Source organism: Sphingobium psychrophilum (assembly GCF_012927105.1).
Lineage (GTDB): Bacteria > Pseudomonadota > Alphaproteobacteria > Sphingomonadales > Sphingomonadaceae > Sphingobium > Sphingobium psychrophilum.
Window position 1 is genome coordinate 1 of record NZ_JABBFV010000002.1, and the last position, 26,531, is coordinate 26,531.

Here is a 26,531-nt window from a genome sequence, read left to right on the forward strand (position 1 = left end):
GCTGGTGATCTCCGATTCCCACGAAGGCATAAAAGCTTCCGTCGCCAAAGTGTTCAGCGCCACCTGGCAGCGATGCCGGGTTCATTTTATGCGCAATGCGCTGGCCCATGCCGGCAAGAGCGGACGCCGGGTCGTGTCAGCATTCATCGCCACCGCCTTCGCACAGGAAACGCCCGAAGCCGCAAAGGCCCAGTGGCGCAGTGTCGCCGATCAACTACGTCCCACCGTACCCAAGCTGGCTGCTCTCATGGACAATGCCGAGGAAGATGTGCTGGCCTATATGACGTTCCCCGCCCAGCACCGTACCAAGTTGCACAGCAACAATCCGATCGAGCGGCTCAATGGCGAGATCAAGCGGCGCACTGATGTCGTCGGCATCTTCCCCAACGAAGAAGCCATCACCCGTCTCGTCGGCGCTATCCTTCTGGAACAGAACGACGAATGGGCCGTCCAACGCTGCCGCTACATGACACTTGAGAGCGTCTCAGGTTTAAGCGATAATCCCATCATCACGTTGCCTGCCATGGCAGCATGATCAATCCGGCTTAGCCGGAGGTCGCTGTGGCTATCCCAGCGAACCTACACCACGTTGTGGGGCACGATCTCAGCCTCCGAAATCCCCCAAATTCTCGCCAGACTGGTGTAGCTTTCGTGCCCCGCGATGAGGATCGGCTGTGGCACCGCCCATCCGCGCCATGCGTGCATCGAGTTCGGCTCGGTCGGGCCTCGAGCGGATTCGCGGCAAGTGGGGCAAGTTTGCCCGGAGTTTCATGTCAGCCAGCATCCGTGCGATCCTACGGCTTCAGCCCTTCTGGGCGGCGGGAGGTGGATTTTCGGAGCGCTCGACCAACGACCCACCAGAGGCCTCGCAGCTTCCAGTATCGACATATTTCCAGGCGTTGACCTGATAATCAGTGGTCGATGTGCCGGCGCGTGGTTCCGGGACCAGCCATGCAGTCGTTCTGGCCCTTGAGCGCGACGCCAAAGCATTCTTCGCGCGCGGCGATTTCAGTGCCTTGGCTCCTTACTTCGGCCGTTGGCTCTTGGCCGGGCTTAGTCATTTAGCGACGCGAGCCAAGTCCCGAGCCTTGGCAAATATACCCAGGAATTCATCTTCAGTCTTACGGCCAATGGCGAGGAGGCTTTCGACGAGGAACGCAGGTGTGCCGCGGATACCGAGACCGAAGGCAAGATTGGCGTCCTGATGCAAACGGCTTAGAAATGCTTGGCGCCGGTCTTTCAGATCCTTTGTGGCCTGTTCCCAATCCGCGCCTATATCGTATCCAATATCGCGCAGCACTGTCTCGTTCAGCGGTATGTGCATTGCCATCGTACGGTCGTGATAGGCGGGATAAAGACTCTGTCGGTCCATCGCGAGGCCGACCAGGGCGGCGCGCTCTGCCATTGGCCCAAAGAATGCGAGGTCGCGATACTCTATTCGCACGTCACCGTCATGCTTCACAGCGGCTGCAAGAACGTGCGCGGTCACCTTGCAGATCGGACAGAGGAAATCATTGAACGCAACGATGGTCACTGACCCATCCGGGTTCCCGGCCGAGCGACTCGTCCGTTGGTCTGCGGCGGTTTGCGCTCTGCCATTTGAAGACATGTCCTGAGCCAAAGGCGCGCTTTCGCGAAGTACCCAGCTTCCGAGCCACCCCACTCCGGCAAGTCCGGTTAACACGGCAAAGTCGCGGCGGCTGAATGCCTTGCGCGGGGCTACATCGGCTTGATCGGGGGGAACGTCAGTTGGCACCATTGCTCGATTTCCGGACACGATATGATGGAAAGCGCAGCACGGCGGCAAAGCCGGCATCATTCGAACGAAATTGAAGAACGCCTTGGGCGGGAGCGATTGCTGCCTCGACAATCGAAAGGCCAAGCCCGGTGCCGCCCGACATGGCGCGAGGACCGCGTTCGAACCGGCGGCGCACGCGCTCAACCTCTTCCGCCGCGATGCCCGCGCCACCATCGACGACACGCAGCTCGAATCCCTCGTTTGCGGCGCACTCGATCCGCACCGGGCCGGTGCTCCCATGCTGCAGAGCGTTCTCTACCAGATTGCCGAGCGCCAGGCGCAGGGCTTCGGAATCAATGGCAAGTTCGACATCGCGCAGCGTACAGGCGGTGACGATTGGCCGATCGCTCGTCGCGGCGAGATGCGCATAGTCGCTGGCGACGCCGCTCACCACGTCACTCACGCGGGAGAAGCGGTTGGCCGGTTCAGCCTCTCGCCCCTCCTGCCGGGCGAGCTCCAGCAGCTGGCGCACCAGTCGACTGGTGCGATCCACCGAGATAGCAATCCGCTCCAGGGCATGGTCGCGCATAGCCGAGTCAGTGGCGCGACGGGCCACTTCCGCCTGGGTTTTGAGTCCAGCCAGCGGGGTCTGGAGCTCGTGCGCGGCATTGGCCACGAAGTCGCGCTCCGCCCGTCTGGCCCCCTCAAGTCTGGCGAGCAGATCGTCCATTGCCTGCACTAGAGGCCTCAGTTCTTCGGGCACGGGGTCAACGGCGAGCGGCTCAAGGGCCTGTGGCGAACGCAGCTCGATTGCGCGGGCAATACGAGCGAGTGGTGAAAGACCGCTCCGGACGCCAAACCAAAGTAGCAGTGCGAGCGCAACCAGCCCAACCGCTGCGGGCAACAGCAAGCCCAGCATCAGATCGTTGACCAGATGCTGGCGGACCGCCAGGCTGTCGCCGACCATCACCCTGATGCCACGCGCTGCGTCGACATGTGTGTAGACGCGCCAATGTTCATCCCCGATCTGGCGACTGGAAAAGCCGGGTGCGCCGCCGGCCAACGGCGCATCGGGCGCTCCGGCTGACTGGCCGACCAAAGCGCCGTCCAACGACCAGATCTGGCAGGACAGCTGTCGGGAGTAAGGCGCCGGTGCCAGTCGCTGCGCCGGCCCGCTGGCGGGAACGTCGAGCGCAGCGACCATGCGCGCTGCCTCTACCAGCCGACCATCAAGCACCCGCTCCACTTCAGCCCTGGTTGAAAAACTCGTCCAGCCTGCTGCACCCGCCCAGACCAGCATGGTCACGCCAGCGACGAGAATGAACAGACGGATCCGTAACGCAGTCATGATCGTGTAATCCGGTAACCCTCACCACGCACCGTTTCGATGCGGGTCCGGCCGAGTTTCGCACGGAGCTTGTGGATGTGTACCTCCACCGCGTTGCTTTCGATTTCCTCCTGCCAGCCGTAGATGCGATCTTCCAGCTGACTGCGCGACAGGACGTGCCCTGGGCGCTCGGCCAAAGCATGCAGGATCGCAAACTCCCGGCGAGAGACGGCGATTTCCTTGCCATCCAAGGCCACTGATCTACGCGCTTCGCTGATTATCAGCGCGCCCAGTTCCAGATCGCCGCTTGCCCGCCCACTGGCTCGACGCATAATCGCGCGCAGGCGGGCTGACAATTCAGTAAGATCGAAGGGTTTGCCCAGATAATCGTCGGCACCGCGATCAAGGCCCTCGACCCGGTCCGTGACCATGTCACGCGCAGTCAGCAGCAGTACCGGAGTCTCGACGCCGGCCCGTCGCCATTCCGCTAGCAGGTCGAGACCGGAGCCATCTGGCAGGCCGATATCGAGCACGACGCCAGCATGATCTCCTATCGCGGCGCGCGCGTCGGCAAGACAGGCGACGGCATCGACCTCGAACCCCTCAAGGCCGAGCCCCACCACGATCCCGTCGCGCAGAATATCATCATCTTCGACAAGCAGAATCCGCATTTCTGCTCCTTTCCCTGCCCACCTTACCGCCGCCTTAAGCTGGATGCTAAGCCTGCCTTAAGAAAGGGCGGCAAGGAGAACCACAATGGATGGCGTCATACAGATCGGCCCACTTGCTATGGCTACAGACCGTTTGATCGCTGTTGCAGCGATCTGGGCGTTTCTGGCGATCGCGGGTGTGATTGCCGCGCGGCTGGATAGTAGGGCAATGCGTGCTGGATGGTTGTCCTTGCTGGCCGGACTGGTTGCAGCGCGCATCGGCTTTATTCTTGCCAATCTTGATGCCTTTGTCGCCGAACCCTGGACCATGCTTGCAATCTGGCAGGGCGGGTTCTCGGTCTGGGCAGGCGCTGCGGCGGCGTTGATCATCATCTTGGTTATGCTGGGGCGCAAACCTGCAGGTCTTGCCCTGACCGCCACGGTCGCAGGTCTTTTTGTACTTCATCTCGGTGCGGCCACCTTGATTGCACCGGATGTACGACCGATGCCGCGCCTGATGCTGACGGACCTCGATGGCAAACCGGTCGAGCTGGGCATTCCGGGGCGACCTATGGTTATCAATCTGTGGGCCACATGGTGTCCGCCGTGCCGTCGCGAAATGCCGATGCTGATCGACGTGGCGCAAAGCTCCAAAGTTCCGGTTCTGCTCGTCAATCAAGGCGAGGACGTTGCGGCCATCCGTGCGTTTCTTGCCAAGCAGGGCCTGGCCGACGGGGCAATCGTGACTGATCCGGGCGGCGTCTTGGGCAAGGCTGTCGCTTCGGTGGCGCTTCCAACCACCCTGTTCGTCAACAAGGCGGGCGAAATTGCCGGTCTCCACGCCGGCGAGATATCCCGGGCGGCGCTGACCGCGGGGATGCGTGATCTGCAAAGGACCCAATGAGATGAAGACACTGACAATCGCCGCTGGCATCGGCATGGCCGCACTTCTGGCCGGCGGCGTGGCGCTTTGGAGCGGTGATGCCGACCCGGCGCAAGCTCGTCAGGCGTCGAGCGACACCTCCAGCGCAGACGCGCTGCGCATCCGCTCGCAAATCCAGAATGATCCTGTTGCTCCGGCCATCGCGCCGCAGGGGCACGATGTCACTGTCGTGGTTTTCTCCGACTATCAATGTCCCTTTTGCCGCAAGCTCCACCCGTCGCTCGAAGCACTGGTGAACGAAGACCCCAAGGTGAAACTGGTCTTTCGTGACTGGCCGGTCTTCGGCGCTGCGTCCACCGAAGCCGCGAGGGCAGCCATCGCCTCCAAATGGCAAGGCAAGCATGCCGCGTTCAACGATGCGCTGATGACCACGACAGGCAAGCTGACATCGGACAGTATTCGCGCGGCAGCAGGCAAGGCAGGGGTGGATTGGGCGAAACTGCACGCTGACCTCACCGCGCACAAGGCTGAGATCGATGCTGTGCTGGATCGCAATAGCCGATACGCAGCAATGCTGGGCCTTCAAGGCACGCCCGGTATGCTGATCGGCCCCTATCTCATCCCCGGCGGCATTGATCTGCGCGGGTTGCGTGAGGCGGTGGCGCTTGCACGACGCGATCCGAATGGAACTGCATCACAATGAAAACGCCGGCCAGGACGATGATGGATCGAATACCGCGTCTTGCGATAAGGTTTTTCGCACTGTTCGCAGCCGCTTTGCTTGGTTTCATCGCCGGACCGGTCGCCGCTCAGGCCACGGCAAATATCAATGCGTCGGTGCTGGCCGAAACCAGTTCCCCAAAGGCCGGCACGACAACGCGCATCGCTATCCGTATGGTGCCACGCACTGGCTGGCATGGCTATTGGGTCAATCCAGGCGACAGCGGGCTCTCGGTAGAGGCGAACTGGACCGTGCCGGACGGCGTGACCATCGGTGACCTGCGCCATCCCGCACCAACCCTGCTCAAGCTCGCGGGGCTAGCAAGCTATGTTCATAAAGGTGCTTTCACGCTCCTTACGGATTTGAACCTGAACGACGATGTTGCTCCGGGCACTGCCATCCCGCTGCGCGTCAACCTCTCATGGCTTGCCTGTTCGGACACGCTGTGTGTCCCTGAACGCGCCACGCTCGATCTGCTGCTGACGGCGGGTGATGGAACAACCAATGCAGCTGCGGCGCCGGTTTTCCGGGCCGCCAAGGCGGCACTGCCTGTGGAAGGCAGGCTTAAACTGGTGGTCGGGCGTCAGGGTGGAGACTGGCGCTTCGACATTGATGGCGAAGCCAGACTGGATGCATCGTCGGTGCGCCTGTTTCCCGCTCAAGATGGCTGGTTCGCGGCATCGGCGCCGCAGACCGTCGTGCGCCGGGAAGGTGGATGGCGCGAGACTGTCGCCGCATCGGACAATGCTGCGCCCACGCCTTCAGATTTTCGCGGCGTGTTTGCGGATAGTAAGCGTAGTTTCGCGTTGATGGCTTCGGGTGCCCGTGAAACTCCGAGGGCCGAAGCCCCTGTAGCACAGTCGGCGCCAGCCTCCACAGCCGCCGTTCTCTCCAACGCTGTCGACAAGCCCACTCCGGCGCAGGGCCCTAAGCGTGCCGCGCCAGCCGACACGCGCGCGTTCAGAATTGCACTTACCGGTGCGATCCTTGGCGGGCTGCTGCTCAACCTGATGCCTTGCGTGTTCCCGATCCTGTCGCTCAAGGCGCTGAGCCTCGCTCGATCGGGCGCTGACCGGTACACCGCGAAAGTGGAAGGGCTTGCCTATTTTGCCGGGAGCGTAGCGACGACCACGGCGCTGGGCGCAATATTGGTCGGCGCCCGCGCGATGGGCCATGACATTGGCTGGTCTTTCCAGCTTCAGGATCCCCGGATGGTCCTGCTGCTGATGCTATTGTCGCTGGCAATCGCGCTCAATTTGGCTGGTCTGTTCGAAGTGAGTGGCCCCTCTTTGTCCGGCAATTGGATGACGAAGAAAGGCGGCCTCGGCGCGTTTGGCACCGGTGCGCTTGCTGCGCTGATCGCGACTCCTTGTAGTGGCCCCTTCATGGGCGTCGCGCTGGGCGCGGCACTGGTTCTGCCGGTGCCAGCTGCGCTGGCGGTTTTTGCAGGCCTGGGCCTTGGTATGGCGCTCCCATTCCTTCTGATCGCCTTCGTGCCCCGGCTTCAACGCTGGCTGCCGAAACCTGGCGCGTGGATGGGAACCTTCCGCCGCATTCTTTCGATTCCGATGCTGCTGACCGCGATCGGGCTGGCCTGGGTCCTGGGGCGGCAAAGCGGCGTCGACGGGCTTGCGATGGGCCTGCTGATCGCCGCACTGGCCGCGGTGGGATTATGGTGGGTGGGCTTGCGACAAAGCGGGGGGCGCTCCGCCATGGTCGGGCTGGCCCCGGTGATGGCTGCGCTCATGGTCGCGATCGCGGTAGAGCTGCCGCGCCCGGCCGCCGCGACCGCTCCCGCAGATACTGGAGCACAAATGTTCAGTGAAGCGCGCTTTTCTGAGTTGCGCGCGCAGGGCGTACCGGTCTTCGTCGATTTCACAGCAGACTGGTGCCTCGTCTGCCAAGTCAACAAGCGAGTGGCGATCGACCGGGCGGACACGCAAGCGGCATTCGCGAAGGCGGGTGTGACGATGCTCGTTGCCGACTGGACGCGGGGCGATCCAGAGATCACGCGCTTCCTCGCCAGCCGCAGCCGCAATTCGATCCCTTACTATCTCTACGCGCCGTCGAAAAGTCCGGTTCGGGAGCTGCCGCAGATGCTAAGCAGCGAGATGCTGATCAGGCTAGCCAATGAGTCGGAAGGAAAGACAGATGATGAGCATTTATAACAAATTACTCATTCTGGGGGGCGCCGCCACATTGGTTGTTTGCATGCCCGCATCCGCTCAAGTTGCGAGGCATCCTGCGGTCGCGGACTATGGCGCGATTGCGCCCATGGCGCAGGTTGCCAACCGTCCCGCCGCGACGGATGATATGCGTGCGCTGTTCGAAATCACCGGCGAGGCACGTGGGCCAAACGGGGTCAACCGTAGTCTCGACAGGGTCGCGCGCTATCTCAATCTGCTCGCATCGAGCGGCGTGTCCACCAAACCGGGCGATATCAAGGTCATCATCCACGGGCCAGCCACACCGTTGATTCTGCGTGACGAAGCCTATCAAAAGCGGTTCAACTCCGCCAACCCAAACACGCCGCTGATTGCCGCACTCAAGCGGGCTGGCGTTGAAATCCATGTCTGTGGCCAGGCCACCGCTGGACAGGGCATTGCGCGGGAGGACATCGATCCGGCGGTCACTCTCGATCTGTCCGCGATGACGACGCTGGTCCTCCTGCAACGCCAGGGATGGCCGCTCGTTTCAGACTGACAATAGCAGTCGTCGCGGCGCGAAACCCATACCAGAAGGAAATAACTATGCTGCTGGAAAAGATCAAGACGCCGGGCCTTTCCCACCTGTCTTATCTGGTGGGGTCGGGCGGGCAGGCAGCCGTGATCGACCCACGCCGCGACTGCGCCATCTACCTGGAGAAGGCGCGTGCAGCAGGGCTTGAGATCACGCATATCCTCGAGACTCATCGTAACGAAGACCTTGTATCTGGCGCGCCAGTGCTCGCCGGCATGACGGGTGCAAAGGTGCTGCATGGGCCGAACCCGGAGCGGCCCATAGTTTATGCGACGACGGCGCGGGACGGTGATTGTTATGCCATCGGCCAACTGGAAATCCGGGCCATGGAAACACCCGGCCATACTGATGACCATCTGGCCTACGCGCTGTTTGATACCGCCTATCCGGATAAGGCGGTGGGCGTGTTCACTGGCGACGCAATGTTCGTTGGCGATGTCGGCCGCACCGATTTTTATCCCGACCGGCGCGAGGAAGTGGCCGGGCTGCTGTTCGATTCCCTCCGCAAGCTGCTGGCGCTCGGCGATCAGACCATCATCTATCCGGCGCACGGTGCCGGCTCGGTCTGCGGATCAGGCATGGCCGATAGCGAGTTCTCTACCATCGGCCATGAGAGGCTCAATAATCCGCGGCTCCAGATCACGGATCGCGACGAATTCATTCGGTTGAAAGTCAATGAGAACCACTATCAACCGCCCTATTTCCGGCTGATGGAGCGGCTGAATGTGGAAGGGGGCAGTGCGCCGCCGCCTGTGATGCGCCCCCGCCGCCTGTCGCTCGCGCAGTTAAGGGACTGCAAAGTGGATCATCTGGTCGATATCCGCGAACCCATGGCCTATGCCTCGGGCCATCTGCCCGGCGCGATGAGCCTGCCCGTGGATATGATTTCCGCCTTTGCTGGCTGGTTCATCCGCGAAGGGGAAAGTGTCGCCCTGATCGCTTCAGATGAAGATCAACTCGCCGCCGCGCTGGAACATCTGGTGCGGATCGCGCTGGATAATGTGGTCGGTGGCTATGTCGGCGTGGTGCCTGCCGCGGCGAAAGGCGTAACGATGCAGCAGACGCCCATGATCGATACGGACGAAGTGGAAAACCGTTCAGGTGGTGCTGAAGGGTGGACGTTGCTGGATGTGCGCGATGCAGACGAACGGGCCAAATCTGCCATCGACGGATCGCACCATATCTATGTTGGCCAGCTTAACGACCGTTGGCACGAACTGGACAAGAAGCGGCATTACACCCTGATGTGCGCCAGTGGCATGCGCGCGACGGTCGCCGCAGGGTGGCTGGCCAGCCGCGGTTTTGAAAAGCTCGACATCTATCTTGGTTCGATGGGAGCGTGGAAGGCAGCGCATGACTGATCGTATGGATTCAGCCGCATTCTGGGACAGTCGCTTCGCTTCGGAAGACTATGTCTTCGGAACCGAGCCCAATGCATTTGTGCGCCGTGAAGCGGGCCGTTTGCCGCAAGGCGGGCGGGTGCTGGCGGTGGCCGACGGGGAAGGGCGCAATGGGGTCTATCTGGCCCAACAGGGCCTGGACGTTACCGCGACCGACATATCCGCCGCCGGAATCGCGAAGGCGCGCAGGCTGGCGCAACAGCGTGGCGTTTCCTTGACGCTGGAGCAGGTCGATCTGGCCGCCTACGACTGGCCGGAGGCTGCATTTGATGCGGTCGTGGCGATCTTCGTGCAATTTGCCGATCCCATATTGCGGGCCAAGATGTTCGCCGGCTTTGCCAGAACTTTGCGGCCCGGCGGCATTCTGCTGCTGGAAGGCTATCGCCCGGAGCAGCTGGAATATGGTACAGGCGGGCCGAAGGTAGAAGACAACCTCTATACCCAAAGCATGTTGCGCGAAGCCTTTGCCGGGAGGGATATTGTTTCCCTGCAAAGCTACGATGCGGATATTCGCGAAGGCAGCGGCCATGGCGGGATGTCCGCACTAATCGATCTCGTTGCGCTGCAGCCCGGCTAGCCTCAGCCGGATCCGTATCAGCCACCGGCCGGTTCGACCCTGTCCTGCGTCCCGCCGCCAAGAGCGCGAACAAGGGTGATCGCAGCCCGTTGCCGCGCTGTCTGCACAGTGATGAAGGCCTGTTGCGCAGCCAGGGCGGCAGTTTGTGCGGTAACGACTTCCAGATAGTCCGCCGCGCCATCGCGATAACGGTCAAACGCCAGTTCTTCCCCGCGCGCAGCGGCCTGCGCGGCCCGCCGCCGGTCGGCTTCCTCGGCCGCCAGCGCCGCGTTGCTGGCCAGCGAATCCTCTACCTCCTGGAAGGCATTCAGCACTGTTTCGCGGTAATTGGCGGCGAGGATGTTGTATTCCGCCTCGCTGACGGCAACCCGCGCCCGCTGCCGCCCGCCATCAAACAGGTTGAGCACGGCCGACAATGGTCCCAGCGCCCAATATCCGGTTGGGGCGCTGACAAGGGGCGCACCACTGGCCTGAAAACCACCCGTCAATGCCAGATCGATGCGGGGGAACCGGGCCGCCTTCGCCACGCCGATGCGGGCATTGGCAGCGATCAGTCGCCGCTGTGCTCCGGCAATGTCAGGTCGCCGTTCGAGCAGGGTGGATGGCAGGCCCGGCGCAATGGTGGGCAAAGCCCCAATGCTATCGGCGGGGGCAACGGCAAATTGCCCGGGTATCATGCCAATCAGTGTTGCGATGCGGTTTTCCAGCGTTGCCCGGCGCGCGGCGATCTGCCGGAACAGCGCCTGAGCATTGGCCAGTTGCGTCTGCGATCGGCTGCGATCCACGCCCGATGCGATGCCGCCTTCATGGCGGATGCGGATCAGTTCGTCTGACGCTTCGTAAGCGTCCACTGTGCGGCGCAGCAGGGCACCTGCCCGGTCAATTCCACGCAACTGGAAATAGGCATCCGCCAGCGCGCCATGAAGGCTGAGGCGGACGGAGGCGAGACTGGCCGCTTCGACTCCCGCGTCCGCTTCGCTAGCCCTTACGCTGTCGCGCACCCGGCCCCACAGGTCGATTTCATAGTTCAGCGCACCACCCAGAATATACTGGTCCGCCGTTATCGGAACGCCGGGACCGATGGGCCGTCCAGCGGAAAGCCGTTCGCGCGAAATGGCCGTGCGGGCATCCAGCGTGGGCACAAGATCCGACCCCGCAAGGCGCGCCTCCGCCCGCGCGCGGTCAAGTCGGGCTACTGCTGCGGCAAGGCTTGGGCTGCCCTCGTCCGCCCGCGCGATCAGGTCGTCCAGTACAGGGTCGTCGAAATCACGCCACCATTGCCCTCGCGGCTGCCGGTCCGCCGGCGCGGCATCCTGCCACCGTGCGCCATATTTGTAACTTTCCGCCACCGGCGTGGCCGGAATATTGAGTGGCGGCGCCATGGAACAGCCCGCCATCAACAGCAGGGCGGGCGCGGCGAGGTTAATTCTGCGCATTGGCAGTACCTTTCCCCCGGTTGCGGACGATGCGAACCCGATCGCCTTGTGCCAGCGCTTCTGGAGGAGTGGCGATCACGCGGGCCTGCGGCGTCAGGCCGGAAGCGATCTGCACGCTGGCGCCATCGTCCCGTCCGATCATAACCGGGCGCATCGTGACGCGCGCGTCCCGATCGACCAGCCCCACCATCGTTCCCTTCGGTGTGACAATCAGCGCGCTGGCGGGTAGCGTTACGGCGGTTCCTGCCGCCATCGGGCTGGCCACTTCAGCGTAGCCGCCCGGCTTAAGCCGCTGGCCTGCATTGTTCACCTCGAACTCGGCCAACACCGTGCCCGAGGCCCGGTCCACCGCACCTGCTGTGCGTGCCAGTACGGCGTCGAAACTCTCGCCCGGATATTCCGGCACGGTCAGACTGGCCAACACGCCCCGCGTCAGCTGTCCTGACAAGGCCTGGGGCACACGGACGCGCAGGCGCAGTCGGCGGTCATCTGCAATGGTGAACAGGGGGCTGGCCGCGCCGTTGCCCGCATTCACCAGGGCGCCGATTTCCGCGTTGCGGCTGGTCACCCGGCCTGCAAAAGGTGCCACAACACGGCTGAAGCCGAGCGTGGCGCGCAATCGTTCGACATTGGCACGGGCCGAACTGGCAAGGGCCGTTGCCGCTGCTAGCCGCCCGCTCTTTTCATCGGTTTCCTGTTGCGATACCGCGTCCTTCGCGCGCAGCGCGTCCCAACGTACGGCCGTAGTTTGCGCCAGTCCACGGTTGGCTTCTGCCGTGCGCAGGTCCGCTTGCGCCTGTGCCAATTGTTGTTCCACCTCCGGCGCGTCCAGCACGGCTAGAACCTGCCCCGCACGCACATGATCGCCAATATCGACCAGTCGCCGCGCCACATAGCCGCTGGCGCGAGCATGGATGGCGGCTTCGTTATCTGGTTCCAACATGCCGGGCAGACGAATGGCGCCTGCTTCCGCCGGTTGTGGGTGCAAGACATTGACGGTCGGCAATGCATTGGCGCGGGCGAATTCTGCCTGTTCGGTATGGTCCGCATTGCGGGCAACGATGCCGCCACCCACCAGCAGCGCTACGCCAACAGCTGCCGCCGCACCATAAAGGCGGCCCTTTCGCGATGAAGTCCGTGATGGGGTGGGATCAGACATGGCTCGGTTCCAGTTCGATAGTGCGGGTTTTGGGGGCGCCCTTGCGGTGGGCCAGCGCGAACAGCGCGGGCACCAGCACCAGCGTGGCGATTGTGGCGAACGCCAAACCGCCGATCACCGCACGGCCCAGCGGCGCGTTCTGTTCCGCCCCTTCGCCCAGGGCCAGCGCCATGGGCGACATGCCGATGATCATTACCAGCGCTGTCATCAGCACCGGGCGCAGGCGAACCATGCCCGCTTCCAGTGCGGCCGTTGCAGCGTTGCCCGTTTCCGCCAGCCTTTCGCGCGCGAAACTGACGACAAGGATGGCATTGGCGGTGGATACGCCCATTGCCATGATCGCGCCGATCAGTGCCGGCACGGACAAGGTGGTGCCGGTCAGGAAAAGCATCCACGCAATGCCTGCCAATGCGGCGGGCAACGCGCCGATGATTACAAGCGGATCGATCCAGTTCTGGAAGTTCACCACGATCACCAGATAGATCAGCACGATCGCCGCGATCAGGCCGAATGCGAGGCCGTTGAAGGCTATGTTCATCGTTTCATATTGGCCGCGCAGGGTAACGGTGGATGCTTTCGGCAGGTTCTTTTCCAGCGCGACGATGGCGGCGTTCACATCGGTCGCAACGGCACCCAGATCACGCCCTTGCGTGGTGGCATAGATGTTGATGACTGGCTGAATGTCATATTTGCTGACCACGGACAGGGTGTTGCCGCGCGTGATCCGCGCGACACCGCCAAGCGTTTGCGATGCTGCATCGACGCCGCCTGCGACCGGCAGCGTGGCCAGATCGGCGACGGAGCCTACGTCCCGTTCCGGCAATTGCGCCACGACAGGATAGGACACGCCGTTTTCCGGATTGAGGTAGAATACGGGCGAGCTTTGCGCCGTACCGGCAAGCGCAGTGCCGAGGCTGGCCGTCACATCCCGCTGGCTTAGGCCATATTGCGCGATGCGTGCGCGGTCGACATCGACATTCAGTTGGGGATAGCGGGTCGATTGTTGAATGCGTGCGTCGGCCAGCCCCGGAATCTGCCGCACGCTTTTCAACAGTTTTTGCGCATATCGCTGATTTTCCGGGATGTTGCGCCCGCGTATCTGGATATCGAGAGGGGCTGGCGATCCGAAATTGAGAATCTGGCTCGTCATGTCTGCCGGCAGAAAAGCAAAATCGACGCCTGGGAATTTGAGCGGTAACTGGTGGCGCAATGCACGCACATATTCATTCGTATCCCCGTGATCCTTTGACAAAGTGATCAGGATATCGCCTTCATTGGAGCCGACCGTGCCGGAATTGGCATAAATATTGTTCAGCGCCGCCAGAGAGATGCCAATATTATCGACCATCGTTTCGATTTCCGCATCGGGGATCACGCTGCGGATATGTTGTTGCACCTGCGCGAAAGTGGCGGAACTCTGTTCGATCCGCGTCCCCGCAGGCGTCCGCACATGCAGGGCGATCTGACCGGAATCCACCGCCGGGAAGAAGTCCCGACCGAGCAACGGCACCAGCGCCAGCGACAGAAGCATGACGCCTAGAAAGACCATGGCAAAGCCGCGGCGAACATCCAGCACGCGGCGCAGCAACTGGCCATAACGGGCGCGCATCCGTTCGAACCGCTGGTCGAATGCGCGCTGAAAACGAACAAATATATTGCGCGTCGGGCGGGTCTTTGCTCCTTCATCATGCGGGCGCAGCAGGAACATCGCCATAGTCGGCACCAGCGTGCGGGCGAGCACGAAGGACGTGAGCAAGGCGAATATCACCGCCAGCGCCAGCGGCACGAACAGGAACCCCGCAATGCCAGGCAGAAAGAACATCGGCACGAACACGATGCAGATGCTCAGCAGCGCGACCAGCGCAGGTTTCACGATTTGCGCCGCGCCATCCATGATGGCGGCGATCACGCCCTTGCCATGTTCCAGATGCCAGTTCATGTTTTCGATAGTCACGGTGGCGTCGTCCACCAGAATGCCGATGGCCAGCACCAACCCGCTCAGCGTCATCAGGTTAAGCGTGTGGCCCACCGCGCCCAGACCGGCAATGGAACCCAGGATCGCCAGCGGAATGGCCGTGACGATGATGATGGTCGATCGCCACGATCCAAGGAACAGCAGGATCATGAGCGACGTCAGCAGCGCAGCGAGAGCGCCTTCGGTCACCACCGACGAAACCGCCGCTTTGACCAGTTCTGACTGGTCACCTATTGCCGTCACTTTCAGCGTATCGGGCAGGCCTGCCAGCGCCTGCGGCAGGCGCCGCTTGATCCCGTCGACAATGGCGAGTGTGGATGCGCTACCGCTTTTAAGCACGGTCATCAAAGCGGATCGCTGCCCATCCACATGGACCACGTTGATCTGCGGTGCGGACCCGTCTCGCACCTGTGCGATATCGCGCATCAGGATGGTGGCGCCGTCCACCACCTTCACCGGCAGATTGTTCAGTTGCTCGACCGATGCCGGGGCGTTGTTCAAGCGGACATTATACTGCAGGTCGCCGATCTTGGCGAAGCCGACCGGGCTGATTTGCGTCTGCGCGGTCAGCGCGTTCGCTACGTCTTGCGCAGAAAGGCCACGCGCCTGCAACGCGGCCGGATCAACATCGATCTGCATCTGGCGCTGCTTCCCGCCAGAAGGGAATGGCATGGCTACCCCGGGCACCGTGACCAATAGTGGACGGACTTGGTTCAATCCCAGATCGAATAGCTGCTGTTCGCTCAAGCCCTTTCCCGACAAGGCCAGTTGCAGGATGGGCACGGTCGAGGCGTCGTAATTGACGATCATGGGCGGGGTGATGCCCGGCGGCAGCTGACGCAGGATGGTTTGCGAAATGGAGGTGACCTGTGCCGTAGCCGTGCGGATGTCGACGCCCGGTTGGAAATAGATCTTCACCACTGCGACCCCGTTCAGGGACTGGCTTTCGATCCTCTCGATATCGTTGACCGCATTTGTCAGCACGCGTTCGTAAGGCGTGACGATGCGCCCGGCCATGTCCTGCGGCGAAAGGCCGGTATAGGTCCATGCCGTCGCAATCACTGGCACGCCGATGCGCGGGAAGATGTCCACCGGCATCCGCAGGATAGACAATACCCCAATGCCGAAGATCATCACGGCCATCACGATAAAAGTCAGCGGTTTCGTCAGCGCGGTGCGCACTAGCGCGATCATCGTTCGCCGCGCCCTGATGAATTGGTCATGGTTGTGAGCCTCCCGTCGGGGAGGTCAAAAGCGGCACTACCTTAAGGCAGGCTTATGTCAGGACGATAATTTGCTGCTGCGCAGCGCGGATCTCGCCGCATCGGCGAGTGGTAAGGATGCCTTAAGGTGCGTGGCTATCCTGCAGGGCTGCAACGCGCGCGCGATATTCGTTGTGCTAACGTATCGCCACCCGCGCCAGCCAAGGAGATTGCTATGCCACACTATGATGGTCGCCCCGATGTCCTCATTCTTGGCGGAAATTTTGCGGGGCTGGCCTGCGCGCAAAAAGTGCGACAATATTTGGGAGGCAAGGCGCGCATCACCGTAATCGATCGCAAAAGCTATCTGCTGTTCATTCCCAACATCCCGGCTGACGTGTTCGAAGATCGCAACCCAGCGCTGCACCAGCGGATGGATCTGGTGCCCATTCTGGCAAAGGATGACATCGATTTTATCCATGGGGAAGTCACTGCTGTCGACATTGCAGCGCGCAATGTAACCTTCAGGCCCGCAGAACGGGGTGGCGCCGAAGATCATGTCGAACATTATGATTATGTCATCTTCGCACTGGGTGCCCGGCTTGCTTATGACCGGATCGAGGGTTTCGCCGAGCATGGCCACACTGTCAGCGACCTGTATCACGGGGAAAAGCTGCGCCGCTATCTCAACACCCGCTACGCGGGCGGCCCGATCGCGATCGGATCGGCAAGGTTCCACCAAGGGGACGGAGCGGACGGTCTGGAACCCTATCCCGGCGGATCGATCCCGCGGGCGCTTGCCGCCTGTGAAGGGCCTCCCGTCGAGGTCATGATGTCGATGGCGACCTGGCTCAAGGATCGGAAACTTGGCGGCCCCGAAAACGTCACTGTCTTTACGCCAGCCCCCATGATCGCGGAAGACGCAGGCGAGGATGTCGTCAAACAACTCCTGACACTCGCGACCAAGATGGGCTTCAACTACTGGAACAACACGCAGGACATCACGCGACTGACGGCCGACGCCATCGAGTTTGCCGATGGCCGCACCCTGCCGGCAGAGGTGAAGATCATTTTCCCCGACTGGGTGCCGCACGACTTTGTCAAAGGCCTGCCTGTCAGCGATTCCGAAGGGTTCATCAAAACCGACCTGCTGATGCGCAACCCTGACCACCCCGAAGTGTTCGCCTGTGGCGATTGCGCCGCTGTTACGGTGCCCAAATTGGGCGCCATCGGACATCAGCAATCAGACATCATCGGGCTTCAACTTGGCAAGATTTTCGGCGCCGTGGAGGCGGAAAAGGCTGATGTTCCGCTGAAGCCTGAGGTGCTGTGCATCGGCGATATGGGCGATGGGAAGGCGTTCTGGATACATTCCAACAGCTGGTTCGGCGGTGACCGCCAAATACTGAAGATGGGGCGCGTGCCCTATTTCCTGAAAATGCGATATCGCGACATGTTCTTTGCCGCAGATGGCAAAGTGCCCGCATGGGGACTGGATGCCGCAGCGCTGATCGCGGAAGGGCATTGAGCCGCCATGACAAACCTGACCATTCTGCAACTCAATGATCTGCACGGCTATGTGGAGCCCCATTCCGAACTGCGGCGCGATGCGCATGGCGATTTCCAGTTCGCGCAGATGGGTGGACTGGCGCGAATCAAGACTCTGTTCGACCAGGCACGGCAGGAAAATCCCGGTGGAGTGATCGCGCTGGATAATGGCGACACGTTCCACGGCACGCATTTCGCCGTGCAGGATCGGGCACGGGCGATGGTGCCACTGATCAACGCGCTGGGCTTCGACGCGATGACGCTACACTGGGAGTTTGCCTACGGCCCGGAACGTGTGGCTGAGATATCGAGCGAGCTGGCCCACCCTATGCTCGCTGCAAATATCTTCTGCGAAGACAGTAGCGAATTGTTTATGCCGCCCTCGACCATCATCGAACGCAACGGGGTGCGGGTAGGCATTGTCGGCCTCGCCTGCCCGATTGTGGACAAGACGATGCCGCCATCTTTCAGCAAGGGGCTTCGCTTTGTCACGGGCAATGCCGAACTGCCCGGACATATTGAACGGCTGCGGCAGGATGCCGATCTGATTGTGGTCCTGTCCCACCTCGGTTTTCCGCAGGATGTGCAACTGGCCAAGGACGTGGCCGGAATTGACGTGATCGTCAGCGGTCACACCCATAACCGCATGGAAAACGCCGTCGTCGTCAATGGGGCGATCATTTTCCAGTCTGGCTGTCATGGTTCCTATGTCGGGCGGCTCGATCTGGATGTTTCGGAAAATCGTATTCAGGGCTGGCGCCATCGCCTGATACCTGTCGATGATAGCGTCGCGAGCGATCCAGGCCTGGCGGATGCTGTCGCCGCGGCTCTCGCAAGCGAAAGGCAGTCGATGAGCGAGGTCGTCGGGCACACGGACGTCGCCCTGCATCGGTATGCGATGCTCAACAGCCCGATGGACGACCTGTTGCTCGAAGCCGTTGCCGAGGCAGCGGGAACGCCGATCGCCTTTTCCAATGGCTGGCGTTACGGCGCACCGATCGCGCCTGGACCGATCATGATGAACGACCTTTGGAACATGGTGCCGGTGGACCCACCTGTTTCGGTTGTGGACGTTACCGGCTGGGAAATCCGCGAGATGCTGGAGGAAAATCTCGAGCGAACCTTTGCGTCGGATCCGTATGAGCAGATGGGCGGCTATATCAAAAGGATGCGCGGCGTGCGGCTCGTCTTCAAGGCGGAGAATGATAAAGGCCGCCGTATTGACCGACTATATATCGACGGCGCTCAGATTGAGGAATCTGCTCGCTACACCGCCGCTTTCATTACTGCCCAAGGTGTTCCAGCGAAATTCGGCGCCAATCGGCGCAAACTGCCTATCTCGGCGATTGAAGCTCTGCGTCGAAGGCTTGCGAGACCATGGGTTGGGGCGGAAGACGCAGAAAGCTCAAGCACTGAACTCATATAATTGCAAATATTCATATACACGATCACAGAAAGTCACATATTATGTTGGTTGCTTTCGGTATCCTGGGGTAGGTCTCTCTCATCGCAACCCCGAAAGGACCCGACATGAGCCTGCACATTGGCGACATCGCACCCGATTTCACCGTCGATACCCAGAACGGCCCCATCAGCCTGCACGAATGGGCAGGGGACTCCTGGGTCTTCTTCTTCAGCCATCCTGCCGATTTCACGCCGGTCTGCACGACCGAAATGGGCCGCACAGCCCAGCTTGCCGATCAGTTCGAGGCGCGCAACGTCAAACCGCTCGGCCTGTCGACCGACACTGCCGACGAGCACCGCAAATGGATCGAGGATGTCAACGACACCCAGAACACCAACCTGACCTTTCCCATCGTCGCTGACGCGGATCTGTCGATCGCCAAGATGTATGACATGATCCACCCCGATCAGAGCGCGACCGCAGCGGTGCGATCGGTCTTCATCATCGATCCAAAAAAGAAGATCCGGCTGACAATGACCTACCCGATGAGCGTGGGACGCAACTTCGACGAAATATTGCGGGTGATCGATGCGCTTCAACTCGGTGACGCAAAGCGAATCGCGACTCCGGCAGACTGGCAGAAGGGTAAGGAAGTGATCATTCCTCCCTCGATCAAGGATGACGAGGCACGCGCCCTCTTCCCCCAGGGCTGGACCGAGCATCGCCCATATCTGCGCACCGTTTTGGTGGACTGAGAGTTTGATGCTGCGAGGCTTTCGAGCCTCGCGGCATCATTTACGTGGCGTGATCCGCGCGAACATGGCCGCGCCGCCGCCGGCCTGCGGTCGGGCCGCGACCGCATCTGCACGGGATATGGCTACCGTCCCTGCATAGGCATCAAGCAGGGCGCTGACTTCAGCGATACGGGCCTGGTTGATGCGATAGAAAACCAGCTTTGCCTCGCGTCGTGTATGCACAAGGTCGGCCTTTCGCAACACCCCGAGCTGTTGGCTGAGGCCGGGCTGCACCACATTGGCTAAGTGTTCGATCTCGCCGACCGAGCGCTCGCCATCTATAAGCGTGCGCAGCAGGGAGAGGCGCACCGGATGTGCAAGCGCCCGAAGCAAATCCGCCGCGGCCTCGAGATCAAGCGTCGCGATATCCGCCATCATGCCTGATCCTTGATCGGCGTGTAGAACCAGTCGGTGCCGGCGGGTGCTGCCAGCACGTCTGCGACATCGTGGCTTGGGACCGCGAGCAGATCACTGCCTGGCATCCAACCTTCCGGCGCCAGAGCCGATCCATCATGGACACGCTGAAGCGCGGCGACGAGGCGCAGCATCTCCTCCACGGAGCGCCCGACGCTGGCCGGATAGCAGGTCGATGCCCGCAATATCCCGTCCGGATCGAGGAAATAGGTCGTCCGCACCGCGCTGGCATCCATCGCGTTGGGGCCGACCATGCCATAGGCGCGCGCGATCTCCAGCGTCGGATCTTCGATGATCGGGAAGTCCACGACGACATCGAACCGATCGCGGATCGCGCGGATCCAGGCGAGGTGGGAAAACAGGCTGTCGACCGACAGTGCCATCAATTCGCATCCCAGCGTCGCAAACCGGTCATGCGCGCGCGCGATCGACACAAACTCGCTGGTGCAGACCGGCGTGAAATCCGCCGGATGCGAAAAGAGCGCAAGCCATCGTCCTCGGAAATCCGAAAGTGACACCGGGCCACGGGTCGAGCGGGCGGTGAAATCCGGCGCTTCCTCGCCAAGGCGCAACGCGGAACAGGAGGGGAGTTCAGGTGCCAAATCGAACCTTTCATTCATGCTGATCGACATTGTCATCAATCTCGTCGGTTGACGCAACCATAATACTCGATTATTTGAACCGTGTAAGTGAGAAAGTTTGGAGAGTCGAGATGGACCAACCTGATGAGCCGCTCATGCTCGCAACGCAGATTGTAACGGACACCTGCGCCGGCGAAGTACCCGTGCCGGTTGTGCGCTCGTTCTTTGACGAGCCGACATTCACTGCAAGCTATGTGGTGCATGATCCGGTGACTCACGCCGCAGCGATTATCGACAGCGTGCTTGATTTTGATTCGGCATCAGGCCGCACCGAGCACGGCTCTGCGCAGGCCATCATCGACTATGTCCAGGCCGAAGGACTGAAAGTCGAATGGCTGCTGGAAACGCATGCTCATGCAGATCATCTGTCTGCCGCGCCGTTCCTTCAGGAAAAGCTCGGCGGCAAGCTCGCGATCGGTCGCGCGATCACGACAGTCCAGAGCGTGTTCGGCAAGATCTTCAATGAAGGCACGCAGTTCGTGCGTGACGGGTCGCAGTTCGACCATCTGTTCGATGACGGCGACAGGTTCGCGATCGGTTCGATTCCTGCGGTCGCGCTCCACGTGCCGGGGCATACGCCCGCCGACCTGGCCTATGTGATCGGCGACGCGGTGTTCACCGGCGATACGCTGTTCATGCCGGACTATGGCACCGCCCGTGCGGATTTCCCCGGCGGCGATGCGCGAATGCTCTATCGCTCTATCCGCCGCCTGATGGATTTGCCCCGTGAGACGCGCACTTTCCTTTGCCATGATTACAAAGCGCCGGGCCGCGACGACTTTGTGTGGGAAACCACGATCGGCCAGGAACGCGATTCCAATGTCCATGTCCATGAAGGTGTGGGCGAGGACGAATTTGTCGAGATGCGCACGCGGCGTGACGCGACGCTTGGGATGCCGCGGCTCATCCTCCCCTCGATCCAGGTGAACATGCGCGGCGGGCATCTGCCTGAGCCGGAGGAGAATGGCACGCGCTACCTCAAGCTTCCGCTGGACGTGCTGTGATGCCTGATTATGCGATGCCGGGGCAGGGGCTGATCGGTGGCCTGATGATCGGCGTGGCGGCTGCCATCATGCTGCTGGGCGCGGGCCGCATCGCCGGCGTCAGCGGCATGGCGGCGCGGGCGATCGGGCTGGGCGGCGGCGCACCGCGCACGCTCGCGCTGACATTCATTATCGGCCTGCCTCTCGGCGCGGCACTTGTCGCATGGGCGGCGGGACCGATCCTGTCACGCTTCCCCATGAGCATGGCAACGCTCGCGGTCGCAGGGCTCGTCGTCGGCATTGGCACGCGGCTCGGGTCGGGCTGCACGTCCGGTCACGGCGTATGCGGCATGTCGCGCCTGTCGAAGCGATCCATCGTTGCGACGTTCACCTTCATGGCGACGGGCTTTGTGACTGTGGCAATCGTCAATGCTGTTGGGGGTGGCTGGTGATGCGCGGCGTGATCGGTCTTGCCTCCGGCCTTTTGTTCGGCGCGGGGCTCGCCGTGTCGGGCATGCTGGATCCCTTGCGGGTCCGCAGCTTCCTCGACCTGTTTGGTGCCTGGGATCCCACCCTTGCCTTCGTCATGGGCGGCGCGATGATCCCGATGGCAATCGCCTGGCTGATCCAACGGCGGATGGCGGCGCCTGTTGCCGATGCCCACTTTCATCTGCCCGACACCGATCCAATCACGCCGCGCCTGGTCGGCGGCTCTGCCTTGTTCGGCATCGGCTGGGGGCTCGGCGGCCTTTGCCCAGGCCCGGCGCTGGCCGCATTTGCCATCAACCCTCCGGCAGCCGCCATTTTTACTGCTGCGATGGCGGTCGGCTTCGCGATCGTCTGGGCGCTTGATCGCCCATCGGGACCACGAACGCCGGTCCACGCCTGAACTTTAAAAAGGAGAGGTTCGATGAATCCCCATAAGCTCGACGAAAAGCTGCTCGTTTGTGGCCAGATTACTCCGGAAGACATTGACCAGGCCGCATCTGCTGGCGTCCGTCTGATCATCAACAACCGGCCTGATGGCGAAGAGCCCGGCCAACCTCTCTCAGCCGACCTGAAGGCAAAGGCTGACGCGCTCAGCATTGCCTATCGTTATATTCCCATCAGCGGTGGCAATTTCGACGACGCATCGGTTATGGCCTTTGGCGATGCGCTGGCATCTGCCGATGGCCCCACTCTCGCTTTCTGCAGGACCGGCACCCGCGCCACGACGCTTTGGGCATTGTCCCAGGCTGGATCGCGCCCGACCGCAGCCATCCTGAGCGCGGCAAATGCGGCGGGCTATGACCTGTCGCAATTGCGCGGCCGGATCGAGACCGCATCGACCAGCAGCCCGGATGGCCCCGCGGCCGATCGCCCCGCCGCGCGCTATGACGTTGTAATTGTCGGCGGCGGTGCAGGCGGAATCGCGACGGCGACATCGATCCTTAAGCGGGATCCCAAGCTTTCGGTGGCGATCATCGAACCGCGTACCGAACATTATTACCAGCCCGGCTGGACGATGGTCGGTGCAGGTGTTTTCGAACCGAAATCAACCTGCCATTCGATGGCGTCGGTGATGCCCAAGGGTGTCACATGGCTCAGGGAAGCTGCTCAAAGCTTTCAACCCGAACAGAATCAGGTGACGACAGCCAATGGCAGCGTGATCGGCTATCGCGCGCTGGTCGTTGCGCCGGGCAATATGCTGGACTGGGATGCGATCGACGGGCTGGCGGCAACGCTGGGCCAGAATGGCGTGACGTCCAACTATCGTTACGACACGGCGCCCTACACCTGGGAACTGGTCCGCAATTTGCGCGAAGGCGTGGCGCTGTTCACGCAGCCGCCGATGCCCATCAAATGCGCTGGCGCACCGCAGAAGGCGATGTACCTGTCGTGCGACAACTGGCTTGAACGCGGTGTCCTGAACAACATCGATGTTGCCTTCCACAACGCGGGCGGCGTGCTGTTCGGCGTGAAGGACTATGTCCCCGCGCTGATGGGCTATGTCGAGCGGTACGGCATCGACCTTAATTTCGAATCTACCCTGATTGCGGTCGACGGCGCGGCGAAAACAGCGACCTTCCGCGAAAAGACGGGCGAAGTAACGCGCGCGTTCGACATGATGCATGTAACCCCGCCGCAGATCGCGCCGCGCTTCGTTGCGGACAGTCTGCTGGCGGACAAGGCAGGCTATGTCGAGGTCGATCAGGTGACGATGCAGCACGTCCGCTATCCCAATATCTTCGGCCTTGGCGATGGTGGCTCCACACCCAATGCCAAGACCGCCGCCGCGGCGCGCAAACAGGCGCCGATCGTGGCGGTCAATCTGCTCGCAATTCTGAAGGGTGGCGAGCCGGTTGCCGGCTATGACGGCTATGGCTCATGCCCACTCACTGTGGAGAAGGGTAAGATCGTCCTCGCCGAGTTCGGCTATGGTGGCAAGCTCATGCCCAGCTTCCCAAAATGGCTGATCGATGGAACGCAGCCGGCCAGGTTGTCGTGGCTGCTCAAGTCGGAGGCGCTGCCTTGGATTTATTGGAACGGCATGCTCAAGGGGCATGAGTGGCTTGTCAAGCCGCAACCGATCGAACGCGTGCGTCAGGCGGCGTGATCACCATGCTCGAACCCCTGCAATATGTGCTGGGCCTCCTGTCAGGCTCGCTGGTCGGCTTTTCGCTGGGACTGGTTGGCGGCGGCGGCTCGATCCTCGCCGTGCCGCTGATGGTCTATCTGGTCGGTGTCTCCAGCCCGCATGTCGCGATCGGCACGTCGGCGCTGGCGGTCGCCGTCAACGCCGCGACGGGGCTGGCCAGCCATGCACGCGAGCATACGGTCAAATGGCGCTGCGGCGGAATGTATGCCGCGGCAGGCATCCTTGGCGCGCTGGGCGGGTCGACGGTCGGCAAGGCGTTTGACGGACAGAAGCTGCTGTTCCTGTTCGCCCTGGTGATGATCGTCGTCGGCATACTGATGCTGCGCGGGCGCAAGGCGCTCGGCATACCGGGTGCCCAATGTAATCGTGAGAATGCGCCCAAAGTTCTGGGCTATGGTCTGGGCACCGGCATCTTCTCGGGCTTCTTCGGCATCGGTGGCGGTTTCCTGATCGTCCCCGGCCTCGTTGCATCGACCAGCATGCCGATCATCAACGCGGTCGGAACCAGTCTCGTCGCGGTAACGGCGTTCGGCTTGACGACAGCCGCCAACTACGCATTTTCCGGGCTGATCGACTGGGTGCTGGCTGGCGTGTTCATCACTGGTGGCATCGCTGGCGGGTTCATCGGCACAATCGCCGCCAAGCGGCTATCTGGCACTGGCACGCTGACAACCGTGTTCGCGGTGCTGATCTTCGTCGTTGCGGCCTATATGCTCTGGAAGAGCGCAGCGGCCCTGTGACCACGATCCCCGACAAGGAACGCCGCTGTCAGGCGATTGCCGCCTTGATCGCCTCCGGTCAGGGCGTTTGCGCCAGTTGCCGGCAAATCGGCATATCGGAAAAAACATTCAATCGCTGGCGGCGCGCACAGCGCGCAGCTTAACCGGAAGACTAAAGATGTTCGACGGACTCGATGCCCTCCTGCTCGCCCGAATCCAGTTCGGGTTCACGGTCAGCTTCCACTTCATCTTTCCGGCCTTTTCGATCGGCCTGGCCAGCTATCTGATGGTCCTGGAGGGACTGTGGCTGAAAACCGGGCGGGACATCTATCTCGACCTGTTTCGCTACTGGGTGAAAATCTTTGCCATTGCTTTCGCGATGGGCGTGGTATCCGGCATCGTCATGTCCTATCAATTCGGCACCAACTGGTCGGTTTTCTCGACAAAGGCAGGGCCGGTAATCGGGCCGCTGATGGCCTATGAAGTGCTCACCGCCTTCTTCCTGGAGGCCGGCTTCCTCGGCGTCATGCTGTTCGGCATGTCCAAGGTCGGCAAAGGCCTGCATTTCGCCGCTACCTGCATGGTGGCGCTTGGCACGTTCATTTCGGCCTTCTGGATCCTGTCGGTGAACAGCTGGATGCAGACGCCCACCGGCTTCGAGATGTCACCCGATGGCCGTTTCCTGCCGGGCGAATCCTGGCTGGCGATCATCTTCAACCCCAGTTTCCCCTACCGACTCATCCATACGGTGATCGCCGCCTATCTGACCACCGCTTTTGTCGTGGGCGCGGTCGGCGCCTGGCATTTGCTGTGCGACCGCGCAAACCTGCATGCGCGAAAGATGTTCAGCATGGCAATGTGGATGGCAGCGATCGTCGCGCCGATTCAGATTTTCGCTGGCGACATGCACGGCCTCAACACGCTGGAGCATCAGCCCGCCAAGGTCATGGCCATGGAGGGGCATTACGAGAGCCACCCGGACGGTGCGCCGCTGATCCTGTTCGGCATTCCCAACAGCGCGGAGAAACGCATCGATTATGCCGTGGAGGTTCCCAAAACGTCATCGCTGATCCTGAAGCATGATCTGAACGCACCGCTCGCCGGCCTCGATACGATTCCCGATGACCGTGAGCCTCCCGTGCCGGTCATCTTCTGGTCTTTCCGGGTAATGGTCGGCATCGGCTTTGCCATGCTGGGCCTTGGTCTGTGGAGCCTGGTCGCGCGGATGCGTAAACGTCTCTACGACTGGTCGTGGCTGCATCGCGCCGCCGTGCTGATGGGGCCGTCAGGCTTCGTGGCAGTGATTGCCGGGTGGATCACGACGGAGGTGGGGCGCCAACCCTATACCGTTTATGGCCACATGCTCACGGCCCAAAGCGCGTCGCCTCTCGCCGCGCCTGCGGTTGCCGCCTCGCTGATCGCGTTCGTCATCGTGTATTTCGCAGTCTTCGGTGCGGGCGCATGGTACATTCTGCATCTGATGCACAAGCCGGCCGGGCCGCATGAGTCCGAGCCTGAGCATGTGCCGGTACGCACTGCGGGTATTACGCCTGCGCCTGCCATCGCGACTGGGGCGGAGTAA

Annotated in this window: 26 protein-coding genes; 16 read left to right on the forward strand and 10 right to left on the reverse strand. The window is 61.8% G+C overall.

Going from position 1 to position 26,531, the window contains the following annotated elements; all coding sequences use genetic code 11:
* On the forward strand, nt 1-535 hold a 535-nt coding region (locus HHL08_RS03455), incomplete at its 5' end, for a transposase (protein ID WP_206377689.1).
* A 267-nt stretch (nt 536-802) separates the two neighbouring features.
* Here HHL08_RS03455 and bufA1 (HHL08_RS03460) read toward each other — a convergent pair.
* The 5 genes from bufA1 (HHL08_RS03460) to HHL08_RS03475 are packed head-to-tail and all read right to left on the reverse strand — an operon-like array spanning nt 803 to nt 3,736.
* Nucleotides 803-949: a BufA1 family periplasmic bufferin-type metallophore gene (gene bufA1, locus HHL08_RS03460; RefSeq protein WP_408021755.1), complete on the reverse strand. Its 147-nt coding sequence runs from the start codon at nt 947-949 to the stop codon at nt 803-805.
* On the reverse strand, nt 912-1,061 hold the full coding sequence (gene bufA1 / locus HHL08_RS26245; protein WP_408021751.1) for a BufA1 family periplasmic bufferin-type metallophore: 150 nt from the start codon (nt 1,059-1,061) through the stop codon (nt 912-914). Before bufA1 (HHL08_RS26245) ends, bufA1 (HHL08_RS03460) begins: the two co-directional genes overlap by 38 nt.
* On the reverse strand, nt 1,058-1,759 hold the full coding sequence (locus HHL08_RS03465) for a DsbA family protein (RefSeq protein WP_169571114.1): 702 nt from the start codon (nt 1,757-1,759) through the stop codon (nt 1,058-1,060). The genes bufA1 (HHL08_RS26245) and HHL08_RS03465 overlap by 4 nt, the downstream gene beginning before the upstream one ends.
* The gene (locus HHL08_RS03470; protein ID WP_086486333.1) at nt 1,746-3,086 is read right to left on the reverse strand and encodes an ATP-binding protein; all 1,341 of its coding nucleotides are present in this window, start codon (nt 3,084-3,086) and stop codon (nt 1,746-1,748) included. Before HHL08_RS03470 ends, HHL08_RS03465 begins: the two co-directional genes overlap by 14 nt.
* Nucleotides 3,083-3,736, reverse strand: a complete 654-nt coding sequence (locus HHL08_RS03475) for a winged helix-turn-helix domain-containing protein (RefSeq protein ID WP_086486334.1) — start codon at nt 3,734-3,736, stop codon at nt 3,083-3,085. Before HHL08_RS03475 ends, HHL08_RS03470 begins: the two co-directional genes overlap by 4 nt.
* An 85-nt stretch (nt 3,737-3,821) precedes the next feature.
* Here HHL08_RS03475 and HHL08_RS03480 point away from each other — a divergent pair, with 85 nt between their 5' ends.
* The 6 genes from HHL08_RS03480 to HHL08_RS03505 are packed head-to-tail and all read left to right on the forward strand — an operon-like array spanning nt 3,822 to nt 10,035.
* Nucleotides 3,822-4,619 carry a TlpA disulfide reductase family protein gene (locus HHL08_RS03480; RefSeq protein WP_169571115.1) on the forward strand — a complete coding sequence of 266 codons (798 nt, stop codon included), beginning with the start codon at nt 3,822-3,824 and terminating at the stop codon, nt 4,617-4,619.
* Between the two features lies 1 nt (nt 4,620).
* A complete protein-coding gene (locus HHL08_RS03485; protein WP_169571116.1) occupies nt 4,621-5,301 on the forward strand; it encodes a DsbA family protein in 681 nt (226 codons plus the stop codon).
* Nucleotides 5,298-7,487 carry a protein-disulfide reductase DsbD family protein gene (locus tag HHL08_RS03490; RefSeq protein WP_169571117.1) on the forward strand — a complete coding sequence of 730 codons (2,190 nt, stop codon included), beginning with the start codon at nt 5,298-5,300 and terminating at the stop codon, nt 7,485-7,487. The genes HHL08_RS03485 and HHL08_RS03490 overlap by 4 nt, the downstream gene beginning before the upstream one ends.
* The gene (locus HHL08_RS03495; RefSeq protein WP_235954779.1) at nt 7,450-8,022 is read left to right on the forward strand and encodes a DsrE family protein; all 573 of its coding nucleotides are present in this window, start codon (nt 7,450-7,452) and stop codon (nt 8,020-8,022) included. The genes HHL08_RS03490 and HHL08_RS03495 overlap by 38 nt, the downstream gene beginning before the upstream one ends.
* Before the next feature lie 47 nt (nt 8,023-8,069).
* The gene (locus tag HHL08_RS03500) at nt 8,070-9,419 is read left to right on the forward strand and encodes an MBL fold metallo-hydrolase (RefSeq protein WP_169571118.1); all 1,350 of its coding nucleotides are present in this window, start codon (nt 8,070-8,072) and stop codon (nt 9,417-9,419) included.
* A complete protein-coding gene (locus HHL08_RS03505) occupies nt 9,412-10,035 on the forward strand; it encodes a class I SAM-dependent methyltransferase (RefSeq protein WP_235954781.1) in 624 nt (207 codons plus the stop codon). Before HHL08_RS03500 ends, HHL08_RS03505 begins: the two co-directional genes overlap by 8 nt.
* 17 nt (nt 10,036-10,052) lie before the next feature.
* Here HHL08_RS03505 and HHL08_RS03510 read toward each other — a convergent pair whose 3' ends face one another.
* Genes HHL08_RS03510 through HHL08_RS03520 form a run of 3 tightly spaced genes read right to left on the reverse strand, consistent with a single transcriptional unit; the run spans nt 10,053 to nt 15,799 of the window.
* Nucleotides 10,053-11,471, reverse strand: coding sequence for an efflux transporter outer membrane subunit (locus tag HHL08_RS03510; protein ID WP_169571119.1), 1,419 nt, complete (start codon nt 11,469-11,471; stop codon nt 10,053-10,055).
* A complete protein-coding gene (locus HHL08_RS03515; protein WP_169571120.1) occupies nt 11,458-12,630 on the reverse strand; it encodes an efflux RND transporter periplasmic adaptor subunit in 1,173 nt (390 codons plus the stop codon). The genes HHL08_RS03510 and HHL08_RS03515 overlap by 14 nt, the downstream gene beginning before the upstream one ends.
* Nucleotides 12,623-15,799 (reverse strand): efflux RND transporter permease subunit, encoded by a 3,177-nt coding sequence (locus HHL08_RS03520; RefSeq protein WP_169571121.1) that lies wholly within the window; start codon nt 15,797-15,799, stop codon nt 12,623-12,625. The genes HHL08_RS03515 and HHL08_RS03520 overlap by 8 nt, the downstream gene beginning before the upstream one ends.
* Before the next feature lie 243 nt (nt 15,800-16,042).
* Here HHL08_RS03520 and HHL08_RS03525 point away from each other — a divergent pair, with 243 nt between their 5' ends.
* The 3 genes from HHL08_RS03525 to HHL08_RS03535 all read left to right on the forward strand — a co-directional run bounded on the left by HHL08_RS03525 (nt 16,043) and on the right by HHL08_RS03535 (nt 19,515).
* The gene (locus HHL08_RS03525) at nt 16,043-17,335 is read left to right on the forward strand and encodes an NAD(P)/FAD-dependent oxidoreductase (RefSeq protein WP_169571122.1); all 1,293 of its coding nucleotides are present in this window, start codon (nt 16,043-16,045) and stop codon (nt 17,333-17,335) included.
* 6 nt (nt 17,336-17,341) lie between these two features.
* Nucleotides 17,342-18,781 carry a bifunctional metallophosphatase/5'-nucleotidase gene (locus HHL08_RS03530; protein ID WP_086486344.1) on the forward strand — a complete coding sequence of 480 codons (1,440 nt, stop codon included), beginning with the start codon at nt 17,342-17,344 and terminating at the stop codon, nt 18,779-18,781.
* 104 nt (nt 18,782-18,885) lie between these two features.
* Nucleotides 18,886-19,515: a peroxiredoxin gene (locus tag HHL08_RS03535; RefSeq protein ID WP_169571123.1), complete on the forward strand. Its 630-nt coding sequence runs from the start codon at nt 18,886-18,888 to the stop codon at nt 19,513-19,515.
* A 36-nt stretch (nt 19,516-19,551) separates the two neighbouring features.
* Here the strand turns inward: HHL08_RS03535 and HHL08_RS03540 are convergent, their stop codons facing one another.
* Both HHL08_RS03540 and HHL08_RS03545 read right to left on the reverse strand, forming a co-directional pair.
* Nucleotides 19,552-19,932, reverse strand: a complete 381-nt coding sequence (locus HHL08_RS03540; protein ID WP_043150842.1) for an ArsR/SmtB family transcription factor — start codon at nt 19,930-19,932, stop codon at nt 19,552-19,554.
* Nucleotides 19,929-20,588 (reverse strand): peroxiredoxin, encoded by a 660-nt coding sequence (locus tag HHL08_RS03545; RefSeq protein ID WP_206377691.1) that lies wholly within the window; start codon nt 20,586-20,588, stop codon nt 19,929-19,931. Before HHL08_RS03545 ends, HHL08_RS03540 begins: the two co-directional genes overlap by 4 nt.
* Before the next feature lie 116 nt (nt 20,589-20,704).
* On the opposite strand from HHL08_RS03545, the gene HHL08_RS03550 reads away from it, so the two are divergent.
* The 6 genes from HHL08_RS03550 (at nt 20,705) to HHL08_RS03575 (ending at nt 26,531) form a co-directional block, all read left to right on the forward strand.
* On the forward strand, nt 20,705-21,613 hold the full coding sequence (locus HHL08_RS03550) for an MBL fold metallo-hydrolase (protein ID WP_169571372.1): 909 nt from the start codon (nt 20,705-20,707) through the stop codon (nt 21,611-21,613).
* A complete protein-coding gene (locus HHL08_RS03555; RefSeq protein ID WP_086486454.1) occupies nt 21,613-22,044 on the forward strand; it encodes a YeeE/YedE family protein in 432 nt (143 codons plus the stop codon). Before HHL08_RS03550 ends, HHL08_RS03555 begins: the two co-directional genes overlap by 1 nt.
* On the forward strand, nt 22,044-22,481 hold the full coding sequence (locus tag HHL08_RS03560) for a DUF6691 family protein (RefSeq protein WP_206377692.1): 438 nt from the start codon (nt 22,044-22,046) through the stop codon (nt 22,479-22,481). Before HHL08_RS03555 ends, HHL08_RS03560 begins: the two co-directional genes overlap by 1 nt.
* Before the next feature lie 21 nt (nt 22,482-22,502).
* A complete protein-coding gene (locus HHL08_RS03565) occupies nt 22,503-24,188 on the forward strand; it encodes a bifunctional protein tyrosine phosphatase family protein/NAD(P)/FAD-dependent oxidoreductase (RefSeq protein ID WP_086486348.1) in 1,686 nt (561 codons plus the stop codon).
* A 5-nt stretch (nt 24,189-24,193) separates the two neighbouring features.
* Nucleotides 24,194-24,970 carry a sulfite exporter TauE/SafE family protein gene (locus HHL08_RS03570; protein ID WP_043150876.1) on the forward strand — a complete coding sequence of 259 codons (777 nt, stop codon included), beginning with the start codon at nt 24,194-24,196 and terminating at the stop codon, nt 24,968-24,970.
* A gap of 157 nt (nt 24,971-25,127) precedes the next feature.
* Nucleotides 25,128-26,531: a cytochrome ubiquinol oxidase subunit I gene (locus HHL08_RS03575; protein WP_169571125.1), complete on the forward strand. Its 1,404-nt coding sequence runs from the start codon at nt 25,128-25,130 to the stop codon at nt 26,529-26,531.

Excerpts from the sequence above, each read along its gene's own strand:
- bufA1 (WP_408021751.1), bottom strand. The coding sequence starts at position 1,061 with ATGACTAAGCCCGGCCAAGAGCCAACGGCCGAAGTAAGGAGCCAAGGC.
- HHL08_RS03465 (WP_169571114.1), bottom strand. The coding sequence starts at position 1,759 with ATGGTGCCAACTGACGTTCCCCCCGATCAAGCCGATGTAGCCCCGCGC.
- HHL08_RS03470 (WP_086486333.1), bottom strand. The coding sequence starts at position 3,086 with ATGACTGCGTTACGGATCCGTCTGTTCATTCTCGTCGCTGGCGTGACC.
- HHL08_RS03475 (WP_086486334.1), bottom strand. The coding sequence starts at position 3,736 with ATGCGGATTCTGCTTGTCGAAGATGATGATATTCTGCGCGACGGGATC.
- HHL08_RS03480 (WP_169571115.1), top strand. The coding sequence starts at position 3,822 with ATGGATGGCGTCATACAGATCGGCCCACTTGCTATGGCTACAGACCGT.
- HHL08_RS03485 (WP_169571116.1), top strand. The coding sequence starts at position 4,621 with ATGAAGACACTGACAATCGCCGCTGGCATCGGCATGGCCGCACTTCTG.
- HHL08_RS03490 (WP_169571117.1), top strand. The coding sequence starts at position 5,298 with ATGAAAACGCCGGCCAGGACGATGATGGATCGAATACCGCGTCTTGCG.
- HHL08_RS03495 (WP_235954779.1), top strand. The coding sequence starts at position 7,450 with ATGAGTCGGAAGGAAAGACAGATGATGAGCATTTATAACAAATTACTC.
- HHL08_RS03500 (WP_169571118.1), top strand. The coding sequence starts at position 8,070 with ATGCTGCTGGAAAAGATCAAGACGCCGGGCCTTTCCCACCTGTCTTAT.
- HHL08_RS03505 (WP_235954781.1), top strand. The coding sequence starts at position 9,412 with ATGACTGATCGTATGGATTCAGCCGCATTCTGGGACAGTCGCTTCGCT.
- HHL08_RS03510 (WP_169571119.1), bottom strand. The coding sequence starts at position 11,471 with ATGCGCAGAATTAACCTCGCCGCGCCCGCCCTGCTGTTGATGGCGGGC.
- HHL08_RS03515 (WP_169571120.1), bottom strand. The coding sequence starts at position 12,630 with ATGTCTGATCCCACCCCATCACGGACTTCATCGCGAAAGGGCCGCCTT.
- HHL08_RS03520 (WP_169571121.1), bottom strand. The coding sequence starts at position 15,799 with ATGATCGCGCTAGTGCGCACCGCGCTGACGAAACCGCTGACTTTTATC.
- HHL08_RS03525 (WP_169571122.1), top strand. The coding sequence starts at position 16,043 with ATGCCACACTATGATGGTCGCCCCGATGTCCTCATTCTTGGCGGAAAT.
- HHL08_RS03530 (WP_086486344.1), top strand. The coding sequence starts at position 17,342 with ATGACAAACCTGACCATTCTGCAACTCAATGATCTGCACGGCTATGTG.
- HHL08_RS03535 (WP_169571123.1), top strand. The coding sequence starts at position 18,886 with ATGAGCCTGCACATTGGCGACATCGCACCCGATTTCACCGTCGATACC.
- HHL08_RS03540 (WP_043150842.1), bottom strand. The coding sequence starts at position 19,932 with ATGATGGCGGATATCGCGACGCTTGATCTCGAGGCCGCGGCGGATTTG.
- HHL08_RS03545 (WP_206377691.1), bottom strand. The coding sequence starts at position 20,588 with ATGAATGAAAGGTTCGATTTGGCACCTGAACTCCCCTCCTGTTCCGCG.
- HHL08_RS03550 (WP_169571372.1), top strand. The coding sequence starts at position 20,705 with ATGCTCGCAACGCAGATTGTAACGGACACCTGCGCCGGCGAAGTACCC.
- HHL08_RS03555 (WP_086486454.1), top strand. The coding sequence starts at position 21,613 with ATGCCTGATTATGCGATGCCGGGGCAGGGGCTGATCGGTGGCCTGATG.
- HHL08_RS03560 (WP_206377692.1), top strand. The coding sequence starts at position 22,044 with ATGCGCGGCGTGATCGGTCTTGCCTCCGGCCTTTTGTTCGGCGCGGGG.
- HHL08_RS03565 (WP_086486348.1), top strand. The coding sequence starts at position 22,503 with ATGAATCCCCATAAGCTCGACGAAAAGCTGCTCGTTTGTGGCCAGATT.
- HHL08_RS03570 (WP_043150876.1), top strand. The coding sequence starts at position 24,194 with ATGCTCGAACCCCTGCAATATGTGCTGGGCCTCCTGTCAGGCTCGCTG.
- HHL08_RS03575 (WP_169571125.1), top strand. The coding sequence starts at position 25,128 with ATGTTCGACGGACTCGATGCCCTCCTGCTCGCCCGAATCCAGTTCGGG.